At 69.8% G+C, this 13,616-nt stretch carries 14 protein-coding genes; 8 read left to right on the plus strand and 6 right to left on the minus strand.

All coding sequences use genetic code 11. The annotated features are described in order from the left end of the window. Positions 1-76: 76 nt before the first annotated feature. Complete coding sequence (locus tag OHB49_RS15955) at positions 77-1,924, plus strand: DEAD/DEAH box helicase (RefSeq protein WP_030969630.1); 1,848 nt, start codon at positions 77-79, stop codon at positions 1,922-1,924. Positions 1,925-2,063: 139 nt separating this feature from the next. Beyond that, positions 2,064-2,912 carry an alpha/beta fold hydrolase gene (locus OHB49_RS15960; RefSeq protein WP_329161017.1) on the plus strand — a complete coding sequence of 283 codons (849 nt, stop codon included), beginning with the start codon at positions 2,064-2,066 and terminating at the stop codon, positions 2,910-2,912. 1 nt (position 2,913) lies between these two features. Here the strand turns inward: OHB49_RS15960 and OHB49_RS15965 are convergent, their stop codons facing one another. Further along, positions 2,914-3,810 carry an NYN domain-containing protein gene (locus tag OHB49_RS15965; protein WP_030969626.1) on the minus strand — a complete coding sequence of 299 codons (897 nt, stop codon included), beginning with the start codon at positions 3,808-3,810 and terminating at the stop codon, positions 2,914-2,916. 210 nt (positions 3,811-4,020) lie between these two features. Between OHB49_RS15965 and OHB49_RS15970 the strand changes: the two genes are divergently transcribed. Further along, a complete protein-coding gene (locus OHB49_RS15970) occupies positions 4,021-4,173 on the plus strand; it encodes a hypothetical protein (RefSeq protein WP_093772755.1) in 153 nt (50 codons plus the stop codon). A 77-nt stretch (positions 4,174-4,250) separates the two neighbouring features. Here the strand turns inward: OHB49_RS15970 and OHB49_RS15975 are convergent, their stop codons facing one another. The 3 genes from OHB49_RS15975 to OHB49_RS15985 form a co-directional block, all read right to left on the minus strand. Continuing rightward, a complete protein-coding gene (locus OHB49_RS15975; protein WP_078852621.1) occupies positions 4,251-4,856 on the minus strand; it encodes a MarC family protein in 606 nt (201 codons plus the stop codon). Positions 4,857-5,002: 146 nt separating this feature from the next. Then, positions 5,003-5,869 (minus strand): PHP domain-containing protein, encoded by an 867-nt coding sequence (locus OHB49_RS15980; protein WP_030969624.1) that lies wholly within the window; start codon positions 5,867-5,869, stop codon positions 5,003-5,005. Between the two features lie 128 nt (positions 5,870-5,997). Next, the gene (locus tag OHB49_RS15985) at positions 5,998-6,642 is read right to left on the minus strand and encodes a DUF6758 family protein (RefSeq protein WP_030969621.1); all 645 of its coding nucleotides are present in this window, start codon (positions 6,640-6,642) and stop codon (positions 5,998-6,000) included. Between the two features lie 157 nt (positions 6,643-6,799). On the opposite strand from OHB49_RS15985, the gene OHB49_RS15990 reads away from it, so the two are divergent. Then, the gene (locus OHB49_RS15990) at positions 6,800-8,032 is read left to right on the plus strand and encodes an MFS transporter (protein WP_030969619.1); all 1,233 of its coding nucleotides are present in this window, start codon (positions 6,800-6,802) and stop codon (positions 8,030-8,032) included. A gap of 88 nt (positions 8,033-8,120) precedes the next feature. Here OHB49_RS15990 and OHB49_RS15995 read toward each other — a convergent pair whose 3' ends face one another. Further along, entirely contained in the window at positions 8,121-8,705 is a 585-nt protein-coding gene (locus OHB49_RS15995) for a suppressor of fused domain protein (RefSeq protein ID WP_030915414.1), read from the minus strand. Between the two features lie 408 nt (positions 8,706-9,113). Here OHB49_RS15995 and OHB49_RS16000 point away from each other — a divergent pair, with 408 nt between their 5' ends. Continuing rightward, positions 9,114-10,229, plus strand: coding sequence for a magnesium and cobalt transport protein CorA (locus OHB49_RS16000; RefSeq protein ID WP_030969616.1), 1,116 nt, complete (start codon positions 9,114-9,116; stop codon positions 10,227-10,229). A 13-nt stretch (positions 10,230-10,242) separates the two neighbouring features. After that, positions 10,243-10,767, plus strand: coding sequence for a hypothetical protein (locus OHB49_RS16005; RefSeq protein WP_329161024.1), 525 nt, complete (start codon positions 10,243-10,245; stop codon positions 10,765-10,767). A gap of 16 nt (positions 10,768-10,783) precedes the next feature. Here the strand turns inward: OHB49_RS16005 and OHB49_RS16010 are convergent, their stop codons facing one another. Continuing rightward, positions 10,784-11,554 (minus strand): hypothetical protein, encoded by a 771-nt coding sequence (locus tag OHB49_RS16010; protein WP_329161027.1) that lies wholly within the window; start codon positions 11,552-11,554, stop codon positions 10,784-10,786. Between the two features lie 202 nt (positions 11,555-11,756). Between OHB49_RS16010 and OHB49_RS16015 the strand changes: the two genes are divergently transcribed. Together OHB49_RS16015 and OHB49_RS16020 are read left to right on the plus strand one after the other, a co-directional pair. Then, positions 11,757-13,031, plus strand: a complete 1,275-nt coding sequence (locus tag OHB49_RS16015; protein WP_030969610.1) for a magnesium transporter MgtE N-terminal domain-containing protein — start codon at positions 11,757-11,759, stop codon at positions 13,029-13,031. Then, a complete protein-coding gene (locus OHB49_RS16020; RefSeq protein ID WP_329161029.1) occupies positions 13,021-13,593 on the plus strand; it encodes a DUF1003 domain-containing protein in 573 nt (190 codons plus the stop codon). Before OHB49_RS16015 ends, OHB49_RS16020 begins: the two co-directional genes overlap by 11 nt. Positions 13,594-13,616: the final 23 nt, after the last annotated feature.

A 13,616-nucleotide genomic window follows, 5' to 3' on the forward strand; every position in this document is an offset into this window, starting at 1 on the left:
AGACCTCGGGATTCTTCCCGAGACGGCCGAGGCCCTTGAGGCCGTCGGCATTGTGTCCCCGTTCCCCATCCAGGAGATGACGCTCCCCGTCGCACTCTCCGGCTCCGACGTGATCGGACAGGCCAAGACCGGTACCGGCAAGACGCTCGGTTTCGGTCTTCCGCTGCTGGAGCGCGTCACCGTCCCCGCGGACGTCGAGGCAGGCCGGGCCCAGCCCGAGCAGCTGACCGGGGCCCCGCAGGCACTGGTCGTCGTCCCCACCCGTGAGCTCTGCCAGCAGGTCACCAACGACCTGCTGACGGCCGGCAAGGTGCGTAACGTCCGCGTTCTCGCCATCTACGGCGGCCGTGCGTACGAACCCCAGGTCGAAGCCCTGAAGAAGGGCGTCGATGTGATTGTCGGCACCCCGGGGCGACTGCTCGACCTGGCAGGACAGCGCAAGCTCGACCTGTCGCACGTGCGCTCGCTCGTTCTCGACGAGGCCGACGAGATGCTCGACCTGGGCTTCCTGCCCGACGTCGAGAAGATCATCACGATGCTTCCGCCCAAGCGCCAGACCATGCTGTTCTCGGCGACCATGCCGGGTGCGGTCATCGGCCTCGCGCGGCGTTACATGACGCAGCCGACGCACATCCGTGCCACCTCACCCGACGGTGAGGGCGCGACCGTCGCTAACACCTCGCAGCACGTCTTCCGGGCCCACTCGATGGACAAGCCCGAGATGGTCTCGCGCATCCTGCAGGCCAACGGCCGCGGACTCGCGATGATCTTCTGCCGTACGAAGCGGACGGCCGCCGACATCGCCGACCAGCTGGAGAAGCGCGGTTTCGCGTCCGGCGCGGTCCATGGCGACCTCGGCCAGGGCGCCCGTGAGCAGGCGCTGCGCGCGTTCCGCAACGGCAAGGTGGACGTGCTCGTCTGCACCGATGTCGCGGCCCGCGGTATCGACGTCGAAGGCGTCACGCACGTCATCAACTACCAGTCGCCGGAGGACGAGAAGACGTACCTCCACCGCATCGGCCGGACCGGCCGTGCCGGTGCCAAGGGCATCGCGGTCACGCTGGTCGACTGGGACGACATCCCGCGCTGGCAGCTGATCAACAAGGCGCTGGACCTGAAGTTCCCCGACCCGGTCGAGACGTACTCCACGTCGCCGCACCTCTTCGAGGAGCTCGACATCCCGGCCGGCACCAAGGGTGTGCTGCCGCGCACCGAGCGGACCCGTGCGGGTCTTCGGGCCGAGGAGATCGAGGACCTGGGCGAGACGGGCGGCCGTGGCCGCAAGTCGTCCGCCGCGTCCTCGGCGCCTGTGGCAGCTGAGGAGCGGGCGCCGCGTACGCCGCGTCAGCGTCGTCGTACCCGGGGCGGGTCCTCGGTCGCGGACGGCGCCGCCGCTGTGGTGCCGGCGCCGGGCTCGGAGGCCTCGGAGGTCGTGTCGGTTGCCGACGCGCCGGCCGAGCCGCGTACGCCGCGTCGCCGTCGTCGTACCCGTGTCGGGGCCCCGGATGTCGCGGCCGAGGCCGCGGTGGCCGTGGCGGAGGCTCCGGCCGCTGTTGTCGAGTCACCCGTGACGGTCGAGGCGGAGCCGGTGGCCGAGGCCAAGCCGCGTCGCCGCCGGGCTCGCGTCGCCGCCAAGCCTGCGGACGAGGTCGACTTCCAGATCGCGCCGATCGCCGAACCGATGCCGGAGGTCAAGGCGGTGACCAAGCCGCGTCGTCGCACCCGGATCGTCGCCAAGCCGGCGGCGGACGAGGTCGACTTCCAGATCGCGCCGATCGCCGAACCGGTGCCGGAGAGCAAGCCGCGCCGGCGGACGCGGGCTGCGGCGAAGCCGAAGGCGGAGACCGTGGTGGAGGCTCCGGTCGCCGAGGGTGAGGCGAAGCCGCGGCGCCGCCGGGCGCGGGCGGCCACCACCGAGAGCTGATCGCACCAGGTCGGTTGGTCCGGGGCTCCGCCCCGGACGCTTGAACTGCCGGACGGGCTTGAGGGCAACCTCAAGCCCGTCCGGCGTTTGCGTGCACCCGATTCAGCCCGTGCGGCGTTCGAGGACATAGCCTCTTTCCATGAGTCGGCCGCACACCTTCACCCCGCCTCCCTGCGCCCGCGTCCACCCGCTGCGTACCGCGCGCGGGGACTTTGCCGTGCTGGAAGCCCTGCCACCCGCCGAACCGCGTGGCACCGCCCTCCTGTTGCCCGGTTACATGGGCAGCAAGGAGGACTTCATCGCGCTCCTCGAACCGCTCTCCACCGCCGGCTACCGCATCGTCGCCGTCGATGGTCGCGGACAGTACGAGACCGAGGGGACGGACAGTCAGGAGACTTACGCCCAGGGCGAGTTGGCTCGTGACGTACTCACTCAGGCCGCCGCGCTCGACGCCGGCGGTGACGGCGCCGTGCATCTGCTCGGGCATTCTCTCGGCGGCCAGATCGCCCGCGCGGCCGTGCTGCTCGACGCCTCGCCGTTCCGTTCACTGACGCTGATGTCCTCGGGCCCCGCCCAGGTCACCGAGGCCCAGCAGCTCAAGGTGAAGATGCTCAGCGACGCGCTCGCGACGCTGAGCATGGCCGAGGTGTGGGAGGCGATGCGCGCCCTCGACCCACCGGAGGACGCGGCCACGGACGGCGAGGGTCTGCGCCGGCGCTGGCTGCGGCACCGGTCCGCCCAGCTGATCGCCACCGGCCGGCAGCTGGTGACCGAGCCGGACCGGGTGGCCGAACTCACCGCCGTTCCGCTGCCCGTCCATGTGCTGTCCGGCGAGCGCGACGACACCTGGCCGGTCCCCCTGCTCGACACGATGGCGCAGCGCCTCGGCGCGCACCGCACACGGATCGCGGGCGCCGAACACTCCCCCAACACGGACCGCCCGGAGCAGACCGCTGCCGCGCTCGTCTCCTTCTGGGACGGCGTGTAGCTCAGTACTGCGCCTGCAGGTGCTGCCAGAAGCCGTCGCGCAGCGCCCGCCGCAGGTGGGCGTGGCCGCGCAGCGAGTGCTGGAGGAGTCGTTCGGCCTCGACCAGCAGATCCTGGTCCACGGAGCCCGGCAGGTAGGGGTGTCCGGGCAGCAGATCGGCGAGGGACTCGCGACCGCGGGCGGCGAGCCAGGCCGCGGCGATCTGCGCACCGACGAAGCGGACGTCGTCGCGCGAGGGGGCCGGAGTGTCGTCCTCGTATGTGGTGACGGGGCGTCTGGTGACGTACGGGCGACAGAAGTCGAGGTCGAAGGTGCGCTGGCTGTCCACCTCCCAGAGCAGCGGTTCGGCCTGGTTGCGGCCTTCTCCGGCCTCGATGCCCCACAGGTGGACCCGGGCCCCGTACCCCTGCGCCGCCTCGACCGCCGACACCAGGTCCTCGTCGCCGCCGACGAGCGCCGCGTCACTGATGGCGCGGTGCCGGGCGAGCGATTCGAGGTCGGTGCGGATGAGTGAGTCGACCCCCTTCTGCTGGTTGTTGGCGTTGAGGTTGCCGAGTCTGACCTTGACGTCGGGCAGTTCGGCGATGGACTGCTGCTCGACGGTGTGGATCCGGCGCCTGGCCCCGTCGTACCAGTACACGCGCAGGAGTCTGCTGTCCGCGAAGATCGTGCGGGCCTTGTCGATGAACGCCTCGATCAGCCCCTCCGCATCGAGGTCGAAGGAGCGCCGGTCCTCGGTGCCGGTGACGAGCAGCCCGGCCGCCGCGTACACATAGCCCGCGTCCACGAAGATCGCGTGGGTCGAAGGGGTCTTCGACACCTCGGCGAGCATGCGTTTGAGCAGCTCGTTGGTGCGGTCCAGGCGCTCGCCGATCTCTGCGATCTCTGCCTCGCTCATACGGACCTCATCGTCCGCGCACGACCCGTTACCCACTGGTACTTAGACATCCAAAAAATTTCCTTAGCGTAGGGAATGTTTGCAGAGAGCATGCCGTTGTACACCATGTGGAGCGCGAGACACCGATGTCTGGTGCTCCACATCCTTGCGGACGGACCATCCGTCCTCCCAGTAGTTCTCCAGCAGGAGGATCAGACGAAGGGAAGCCATATGCGCTTCGAGATCATGCGACTCGACGATGTCGACGGTACCGCCGTGGACAGCACCGTCGTGGACGCCGCCTCCGTCAACCGGATCGTGCAGCAGGCCGCCGCGACAGGCCAGCGCATCTATATCCGCCCGGCCGAGACCTCGGCTTCGTAACACCTGACGACGCACAAAGACGAAGCGCCCCCGTACGGAATGTCCGTACGGGGGCGCTGTGGCATCTGCGGGCGCCCTCAGGAGCCCTGGATGACCTGGGTGATCCCGTTGATGATCTGCTGTACGGCGATGGCGGAGAGCATCATGCCGGCAAGCCGCGTCACCAGCACGACACCGCCGTCCTTGATCACACGGATGATCAGCAGCGAGTAGCGCATGGCCAGCCAGAGCACGACATGCATGGCGACGATCGCCGTCCATACGGAGATCTGCATGGCGAAGCTGTCGGCGTGCTGCACCGCCAGGATCACCGACACGATCGCCCCGGGTCCGGCGAGCAGCGGCATGCCCAGCGGTACGAGCGCCACGTTGACATCCTTCGTCTGCGTCGGCTCGTCGGTCTTGCCGGTCAGCAGATCGAGCGCGATCAGCAGCAGCAGAAGTCCGCCCGCGATCATCAGGGCGGGGACGGAGACGTGCAGATAGTCGAGGATCTGCTGGCCGAGCACACCGAAGACGGCGATCACACCGAAGGCGACCGCAACCGCCTGGAACGCCATTCGGCGCTGGATCTTGGCGGGCCGTCCGGCGGTCAGGGCGAGAAAGATCGGGGTGATCCCGGGCGGATCCATAATCACAAAAAGCGTGAGAAAAAGGGATCCGAAGACAGCAACGTCGAACACAGTGAGGCCTTGCGAGAAGAGAGCGGGTCGAAACAGGACACACGCAGCCCACGGCCGGATCCGGCCGGGCACGCGAAGAGAGAGGGGGGTGACGTACGCGACGTACGCGGGAAGCAATGAAGTGCGCGAGGCGCGCGGGCGGGGTGCTAGGCGGGGCGGGGTCCGCCGGCACCCGGCACCGGGAAGGCTCCCGTGGCGCGCCGGGTGATCTCGCCGTAGATCTCCGGGTCGGTGGTGTATTCGCCGAGCCGTACGGTCTTCCGGCTGCCGTGGTAGTCGCTGGAACCGGTGGCCAGCAGCCCCAGTTCCTTGGCGAGCCCACGCAGCCGGGCCCTGGTCGGCTCGTCATGGTCCATGTGGTCGACCTCGATGCCGTCGAGGCCTGCCGCGGCGAACCGGGCCATCGATGCCTCGGGCACCACCTCACCGCGCTTGACGGCGAGCGGGTGCGCGAAGACGGTGACGCCACCGGCGGCCTTGACCAGCCGGATCGCGTCGAAGGGATCGAGTTCGTGCTTCTCGGCGTATGCGCGTCCACCGTTGGCGAGCCACTCGGGGGTGAAGGCGTCGGAGACGGTCTCGACGACACCGAGCTCGACGAGCGCGGTGGCGATGTGCGGCCTGCCGACCGATCCGTCGCCGGCGATCCGGGCGATCTGCTCCCACTCGACGGGAACGCCGAGCGCCTGGAGTTTGCGCACCATCGTCTGCGCGCGCGGCACCCGGTCGTCGCGGACCAGCTCGCGTTCGCGCGCCAACTCGGGCTCGTCGGGGTCGAAGAGGTACGCGAGCATGTGCAGGCCCACGCCGTCGATCCGGCAGGAGAGCTCGGCGCCGGTGACGAGAGTGAGGCCCTCGGGGAGCGCGGCGATCGCCTCGGCGTGACCGCGGACGGTGTCGTGGTCGGTGAGAGCGACGACATCGAGCCCTGCCGCGGCGGCGTTCCGCACCAGCTCGGCGGGGGTGTCCGTGCCGTCCGACGCGGTGGAGTGGGTGTGCAGGTCGATGTGCACGACGCGTACTCCAGTGCTCTCAGCCGGACAGGGGGGACGCCCAAGGATAACCGGCATTCGAACACCGCCCGGTCAGGACGGCAGGACAGCGGGCAGCGCAGCAGGGCGGCCGGGACCGTGTGCCGCCCTCAGGGCCGGCTGAGCAGTCGTGGGCTGAGCGCCCCGCAGGGCACGAGGTCGACCTCTCCCCCGGCGTCGCGCAGATCGGTCAGTATCAGCTCGTCGTACATGAGCAGCGCGGACTGCTCGGGCCAGACGACTGCCCACAGCCAGAGCCCGCGCGCCTCACCCGCGAAGACCGCCCGGTCCTCGGGGGCGCTCTTGACCTGCCAGAGCGGGGTGGGCCGTCCGGCGGCCAGCACCTTGGCATTGGGCGGGCCGTCGACATGGAGGTACGGGCCCGGGTCGGGGCCGTCGATCCCGGCGTAACGCGCGCCGAGGCCGACCCCGAGCTCCTCGGCGACGAGCAGCATCTCGCCCACCCCGCCGAGCGGACCGGGTCCCGAGCAGGCGACGACGGTGGCGCGGCCGCCGCTGCGGTCGTCCCCCGCGTACGCCACGCCGGTGAACAACCAGCCGACCGGCAGCGGCCAGGGCATCCACACCGGCACCCGGGCACGGTGCACCACCACGCCGAGCGCCTCGACGCTGGGTGGGATCACCGGCTGCAAGGGATACACGGCGCCGTGCACGTCGCACTGCCAGGTGTCGGCGAAAAGACCGGGCGCCCTGACCCGGCCACCGCACTTCGGGCAACTGGGTTCGCCCCTCATAGCGCCCAACGGTCCTCCCCGGCTGTCGCCGCGTCAAGGACGATCACCCGTCCGCAGCGTGGCTCCCACCAGGATAAATAGATGTAGCTTGCATTCATTAGATTCCCTAACTTATTGTGTGCACAACGCATCGATCTACTGGAGAGCGAGAACCCCCATGCCGGCAGCGGATCCATTCGATCAGGGAACGGGCAGCATCCTGCGCCAGCCCAAGGCCGTCTGGGCCACCGCGGGCGCCTCGGTCGTCGCGTTCATGGGGATCGGGCTGGTCGACCCGATCCTGCCGTCCATCGCCAAGGGTCTCGAGGCCACGCCCAGCCAGGTGTCCCTGCTCTTCACCTCGTACTTCCTGATCACCGCGGTCGCGATGCTGGTCACCGGTTTCGTCTCCAGCCGGATCGGCGGCCGTAAGACACTCCTGACCGGCCTCGCGCTCGTCGTCGTCTTCGCCGGACTCTCCGGCACTTCGTCGTCCGTCGCGGAACTCGTCGGCTTCCGGGCCGGCTGGGGGCTCGGCAACGCACTGTTCGTCTCGACGGCGCTCGCCGTGATCGTCGGCGCGGCGGCCGGCGGCAGCTCCGCGGCGATCCTGCTGTACGAGTCGGCGCTCGGCCTCGGCATGGCCTGCGGACCGCTGCTCGGCGCGCTGCTCGGTGACGCCAGTTGGCGCTACCCGTTCTTCGGCACCGCGGCGCTGATGGCGATCGGCTTCATCTGCATCACGGCGTTCCTGAAGGAACAGCCGAAGCCGGCCCGCAGGACCTCACTGCTCGATCCGGTCAGGGCGCTGGGTCACGGCGGCCTCGCCTCGGTCGCGGCCTCGGCGTTCTTCTACAACTACGCGTTCTTCACGATCCTGGCGTTCACCCCGTTCGTACTGAACATGACGCCGTACAAGTCGGGCGCGGTCTTCTTCGCCTGGGGTCTGCTGCTCGCCGTCTTCTCGGTGCTCGTCGCACCTCGACTGCAGAAGCGTTTCGGCTCGCTCAAGGTGCTCGGCGCCTCGCTGGTCCTGCTCGCCGTCGACCTGCTGATCCTCGGCTACGGCAATCACACCGCCGCGATCGTCTGCACGATCGTCTCCGGGGCCTTCATCGGCATGAACAACACCGTCTACACGGAGCTGGCGCTCGGCGTCTCGGACGCGCCTCGCCCGGTGGCGAGCGCGGGCTACAACTTCGTCCGCTGGTTCGCCGCGGCTGCCGCCCCGTATCTCGCCCCGAAGATCGAGGAGTGGAGCAACATCCACGTCCCGTTCGTGGTCGCCGCGCTCGCGGCCGTGGCCGGCGCGCTCGTCGTCCGGATCCGGCGTACCGCCCTGACCCACGAGGCGGAGGAGCTGGAGCCCAGGCACGCCACCGAGGACGGCGTCGCGGTCTTCGCCAACTGACCTCCGGGTCAACCTTGTTCCGCCCCGCCCGCGGCTCTCCCTCCTGGCCGCGCGGCGGGGCCTCCCCGCATCCCGTATGACGTACGTCTCAGTCCAGGGTCACGGACGTACGCAGCGGATCACGCAGATCCGTCCCGTGCGACAGCCACCGCTCCTGCAGCTCCTGCGCCCCGCGGACCCGCTTCCACGCCGCCTCGTTGTGCGTCATCGGCAGCAGCGGCAGGAACCGCACCGGCTCCATCGGCTCGTCCAGTTCGAGGTCCTCGACCAGACCGCCCGACTCGGCGACCAGCACGGAGCTGAACGGTGCCCCGGGCCACAGCGGTTCACCGAGGTCCAGCGAGGCGCCGGGCGCCACGATCAGCCCCTCGACCTGCGGCGAGGCCGCCAGCACCGCCAGCCCGCGGAGGACCTTGTCGGTGTCGGCGAGACCGGCCCGCACGGAGAGGACCAGCTCGGCGCGCGGCCCCTTCACCGGGTCCGCGAGGGCGGCGGTCGGGTCGGCCATCGGCTGCGCGGACATGCCGAGCGTCGCGTAGCGCACCACATCGCCGTCGACGAAACGGAGCACCTCGATCCGGTCCGTACCGAGGAACGTCACCGCGGCGCGTGCGTCCGGTTCACCGAGAGCCGTCCGGAGACGGGCCTCGACCAGAGCAAGAATTTCTCCCATGCGGCGAGCATAGAACGCGTATCGAACGGGCAAAGTAAGGGATTGGCCCTGTGTCGGCTGATAGTCTTGGCCGCTGGTCGGACAGCACGCAGAAGCGTCGCTCTCAGTTCCGACGACACGTCATCCCCCACGGGGGACCGGCTGGAGGAGGTGGGGCTGCAATGGATCGAAGTCGATCGTGCAGTACCGATCGCTCTTCCGCCCGACACCTTTCTTCGGTGATCTGAAGCCTTCTCGGTCAAGGCCCGGGGCATTGCGCACGACGGAAGAGCACTCCTTTTTTGCCTGTCTGTAGCGAACGCCGTCATCGTGCCGCCGCGGTGCCGCCCGCTTTGCGGATGTGAGCACACGTCCCCATTCCGGGCTGTTCCACGCGCCCGACGACGGCCCTCCGTGAAGGAGCCAGCCATGTCGATGATCCGTGACCTGCGCGCCGCCGTGCGCCCGTCCCTGCGCAAGACCAACGTCCTGCACAGCAATTACGACACCACCCGTGACCCGTCCGCCTCCAGCGCGGTCGTCGACTGCGCGGTCTACCGCGACGGGCGGCGGCAGGAGAGCGGAAGCTGCCTGACACCGCACGAGGCGATGCTCCGGGTACGGGAGAAGGGCGGCTTCGCCTGGATCGGTCTCCACGAGCCGACCGAGGCCGAATTCGCCGGGATCGCCCGGGAGTTCGGTCTCCACCCGCTCGCCGTCGAGGACGCCGTCCACGCCCACCAGCGGCCGAAGCTGGAACGGTACGACGACACGCTGTTCACCGTCTTCAAGACCATCCACTACGTCGAGCACGCCGAGCTCACCGCGACCAGCGAGGTCGTCGAGACCGGTGAGGTGATGTGCTTCACCGGCCGGGATTTCGTCATCACCGTCCGGCACGGCGGGCACGGCTCGCTGCGTGCGCTGCGGCACCGGCTGCAGGACGACCCCGAGCTGCTCGCCAAGGGGCCGTCGGCCGTTCTGCACTCCATCGCCGACCATGTCGTGGACGGCTACATCGCGGTGGCGAGCGCCGTCCAGGACGACATCGACGAGGTGGAGATCGATGTCTTCTCCACCCCCGCGAAGGGCAGCCCGCGCGGTTCGGACGCCGGCCGGATCTACCAGCTGAAGCGTGAGGTGCTGGAGTTCAAGCGGGCCGTCTCGCCGCTGCTGCGGCCGATGCAGCTGCTCAGCGAGCGGCCGATGCGACTGGTCGACCCGGACATCCAGAAGTACTTCCGGGACGTCGCCGACCACCTGGCGCGGGTGCACGAAGAGGTCATCGGCTTCGACGAACTGCTGAACTCGATCCTGCAGGCCAACCTGGCGCAGGCGACCGTCGCCCAGAACGAGGACATGCGCAAGATCACGTCCTGGGCGGCCATCATCGCCGTGCCGACCATGATCTGCGGCGTCTACGGCATGAATTTCGACCACATGCCGGAACTGCGGTGGACGTACGGCTATCCGATGGTGATGGGCGTCATCGGGGTCGTCTGCTTCTCCATCCACCGCTCGCTCAAGCGCAACGGGTGGCTCTAATAGAGTTGGGCCCATGACTGCTGCCGCCGCTGACTCGCTGTTCGGACCGGCCCTCGTCGAGGAGGCCACCAAGAAGTCCGGCCTCATCTGGGTGCGCGGCACCGGGCCCGCGCGGGCGCTGTGGCACACATGGCACGAGGGGGCGGCCCATCTCGTCGGGGACGGCCCAGGCGAGCAGCCGCTGCCGGCCGGCCTCACCGACGGGTCCGCCGCCGAGGTGACCGTACGCAGCAAGGACAAGGGCGGCCGGCTGGTCGCCTGGACGGCCGCCGTGACGGAGCTCGCGCCGCACTCCGAGGAGTGGGAGGCGGCGGTCGCCGAGCTCAAGGGCAAGCGGCTGAACGCGCCGGACGCCGAGCAGATGACCGAACGGTGGGCACGCGAGTGCCGGGTCCTGCGGCTGACGCCCGGCAGCTTCCGTACGGACCTGCCGGACGCCTCGCACGCGGCGCCGCCGCTGCCGACCCCGGCGACCACCCGCCACCCCGTGCCCGACGCGCTCCCGCGGCTGCTGCTGAAGCGCCGCCGCAAGAGCTGACGGCGGCCGGACGGCGCTACGAGGTGGACTTGGGGAGCTGCTGCCCGTAGTCGACGGTGTCGCCCTTGGCCGGGGCCTTCAGCTCGAAGTCCAGGCCCCAGTCGGCGAGCGTGAGAATGCCTCCGCCACCGCCACGGGCGAACCGCAGCGGATACGGCGTGCCCTTCAGCGAGACATCGAGCGCACCGCCCTCCCCCTTGCCGCCGAGGATCTGGACGGTACGGACGGAACCCACCTTGCCGTGGTCGCCCTTGTTGACCTTGCCGTGCAGTGTGAGCATCCCGTCGAGCAGGGTCTTCATGTCCGTGAAGCCGCGCAGCTGCTTGTACGTGGGGTCGCCCTGGGGGACCTTCACGTACTTGTTCCGGAGCTTGTCCCCGGCTGCGGCACCTGCGTCGCCCTTCTTGTCCGTGCTGCCCTTCTCGTCGTGGCTCCAGAAGCCGGAGTCGGCCTTCAGGTAGACCTCGTCACCGATCCGCAGCAGCTCGAACGTGCTGTTCTTCGAGGTGAGCGAGCCCGTGCCGCCGTCCTCCTTGAGCCGCATGTCGATCTTGTACGTACCGCCCTTGCTGACCAGCGTGCCGGCCAGCCGCACCGCGTCCGCGGAGTCCGCCGCCTTCTGTGCCCGCTTCTCGATCTCCGCCGCCGAGAGTCTGCCGACGCCGTTGGTCCCCTTGTCCGGATCCTCGCTGCCGCACGCCGTCAGGGCTGCGGTCAGGCCCGCACAGAGCAGGACGGCAACAGCGGTCCGGCGGCGGGGAGCGACGGGGGGGACGAAAGAGGTCACGGGCGCACTGCCTCTCATCTGCGTGTGGGGGTGGCTGACGGCAGCGTACCGGTGCCGGGTACGCCGTCCGGCGCAGAGCCGTACGGACGGCTCCACCGGGCCGACCCGGAGCGGTACGGGCTAGCCTGATCCCGTCATAACAGCGCATAACCGGCTGGACGGACCGGGTTCCGCCTCGACGGGACGGAAGGAGGCACACCGCATGGCCGCAGGTGCCTCCCGCGTCTTCGTCTCGCACCTCTCCGGTGTGCCCGTCTTCGACCCCAACGGCGACCAGGTGGGCCGCGTCCGCGATCTCGTCGCGATGCTGCGGGTCGGCGGCCGTCCGCCACGGCTGCTCGGCTTCGTCGTCGAGGTCGTCAGCCGGCGCCGGATCTTCCTCCCGATGACCCGGGTGACGGGCATCGACTCGGGCCAGGTCATCACCACCGGCGTGGTGAACATGCGGCGCTTCGAGCAGCGCCCCACCGAGCGCCTGATCCTCGGCGAGTTCCTGGACCGCCGGGTCCGGCTGGTGGAGACCGACGAGGAGGTCACCATCCTCGACGTCGCGATCCAGCAGCTCCCGGCCCGCCGCGACTGGGAGATCGTCAAGTACTTCGTCCGCAAGGGCAGGGGCGGGGCGCTGCGCCGCAAGGGCGAGACCCTGACGGTGGACTGGTCGGCGGTCAGCGGCTTCTCGCTGGAGGAGCACGGGCAGGGCGCCGAGTCGCTCGTCGCCACGTTCGAGCGGCTGCGCCCGACCGATGTGGCCAACGCGCTGCACCATCTGTCGCCGAAGCGGCGCGCCGAGGTGGCCGCCGCCCTCGACGACGACCGGCTCGCCGACGTGCTGGAGGAGCTGCCCGAGGACGACCAGGTGGAGATCATCGGCAAGCTGAAGGAGGAGCGCGCCGCCGACGTCCTGGAGGCGATGGACCCGGACGACGCGGCCGACCTGCTCTCCGAACTGCCGGAGGAGGACAAGGAGCGGCTGCTGATGCTGATGCGGCCGGACGACGCGGCGGACGTGCGGCGGCTGATGTCGTACGAGGAGCGGACCGCGGGCGGCCTGATGACCACCGAGCCGATCGTGCTGCGGCCGGACGCCACGGTCGCCGACGCGCTCGCCCGGGTCCGCCGCTCCGACCTGTCCCCGGCGCTCGCCGCGCAGGTGTACGTGTGCCGGCCGCCGGACGAGACGCCGACCGGCAAGTACCTGGGCGCGGTGCACTTCCAGCGGCTGCTGCGCGACCCGCCGTTCACCCTGGTCAGCTCGATCGTCGACAGCGACCTCGTGCCGCTGACCCCGGACACCCCGCTGTCGGTGGTGACCAGTTACCTGGCGGCGTACAACCTGGTCTCGGTGCCCGTCGTGGACGAGAGCGGGTCGCTGCTCGGTGCGGTGACCGTCGACGACGTCCTCGACCACCTGCTGCCCGAGGACTGGCGGGAGACCGACTTCCACGGCGAGGAGTGGGTGGCCCATGGCGGGTGAGCACCGCCCCCGGACGACGGGACCCGGGCCGTCGTCGACGGGGTCGTCGGCGATGACGCGCACCGCCAGGGGCCGGCTGGATCAGCCGAAGGGCGTGCGGCCGCGGCTGCTGCCGGAGTACGACCCCGAGGCGTTCGGCCGATTCTCCGAGCGGATCGCCCGCTTCCTGGGCACCGGGCGGTTCATCGTCTGGATGACGCTGATCATCATCGTCTGGGTGCTGTGGAACATCTTCGCCCCGGTGAACCTGCGCTTCGACGAGTACCCGTTCATCTTCCTGACGCTGATGCTGTCGCTCCAGGCCTCGTACGCGGCCCCGCTGATCCTGCTCGCGCAGAACCGGCAGGACGACCGCGACCGGGTCACCCACGAGCAGGACCGCAAGCAGAACGAGCGCTCCATCGCGGACACCGAGTACCTCACCCGGGAGATCGCGTCCCTGCGGATGGGGCTCGGCGAGGTCGCCACCCGTGACTGGATCCGCTCGGAACTCCAGGACATGGTGAAGGACATGGACGACCGGCGCACACTATTCCCTGCCGAGAGTGACGAAGACCGCTGACGACCCATCCCGGCGGCGGGCGC

Origin of the sequence: Streptomyces sp. NBC_01717, assembly GCF_036248255.1 — a bacterium.
Classification (GTDB): Bacteria; Actinomycetota; Actinomycetes; order Streptomycetales; family Streptomycetaceae; genus Streptomyces.

Coding starts and splice junctions, on each gene's coding strand:
- OHB49_RS15985 (WP_030969621.1), bottom strand. CDS start 6,642: ATGAGGGGCGAACCCAGTTGCCCGAAGTGCGGTGGCCGGGTCAGGGCG.
- OHB49_RS16020 (WP_329161029.1), top strand. CDS start 13,021: ATGGCGGGTGAGCACCGCCCCCGGACGACGGGACCCGGGCCGTCGTCG.
- OHB49_RS15995 (WP_030915414.1), bottom strand. CDS start 8,705: ATGGGAGAAATTCTTGCTCTGGTCGAGGCCCGTCTCCGGACGGCTCTC.
- OHB49_RS15970 (WP_093772755.1), top strand. CDS start 4,021: ATGCGCTTCGAGATCATGCGACTCGACGATGTCGACGGTACCGCCGTG.
- OHB49_RS15955 (WP_030969630.1), top strand. CDS start 77: ATGACGCTCCCCGTCGCACTCTCCGGCTCCGACGTGATCGGACAGGCC.
- OHB49_RS16000 (WP_030969616.1), top strand. CDS start 9,114: ATGTCGATGATCCGTGACCTGCGCGCCGCCGTGCGCCCGTCCCTGCGC.
- OHB49_RS15960 (WP_329161017.1), top strand. CDS start 2,064: ATGAGTCGGCCGCACACCTTCACCCCGCCTCCCTGCGCCCGCGTCCAC.
- OHB49_RS16015 (WP_030969610.1), top strand. CDS start 11,757: ATGGCCGCAGGTGCCTCCCGCGTCTTCGTCTCGCACCTCTCCGGTGTG.
- OHB49_RS15990 (WP_030969619.1), top strand. CDS start 6,800: ATGCCGGCAGCGGATCCATTCGATCAGGGAACGGGCAGCATCCTGCGC.
- OHB49_RS15965 (WP_030969626.1), bottom strand. CDS start 3,810: ATGAGCGAGGCAGAGATCGCAGAGATCGGCGAGCGCCTGGACCGCACC.
- OHB49_RS16005 (WP_329161024.1), top strand. CDS start 10,243: ATGACTGCTGCCGCCGCTGACTCGCTGTTCGGACCGGCCCTCGTCGAG.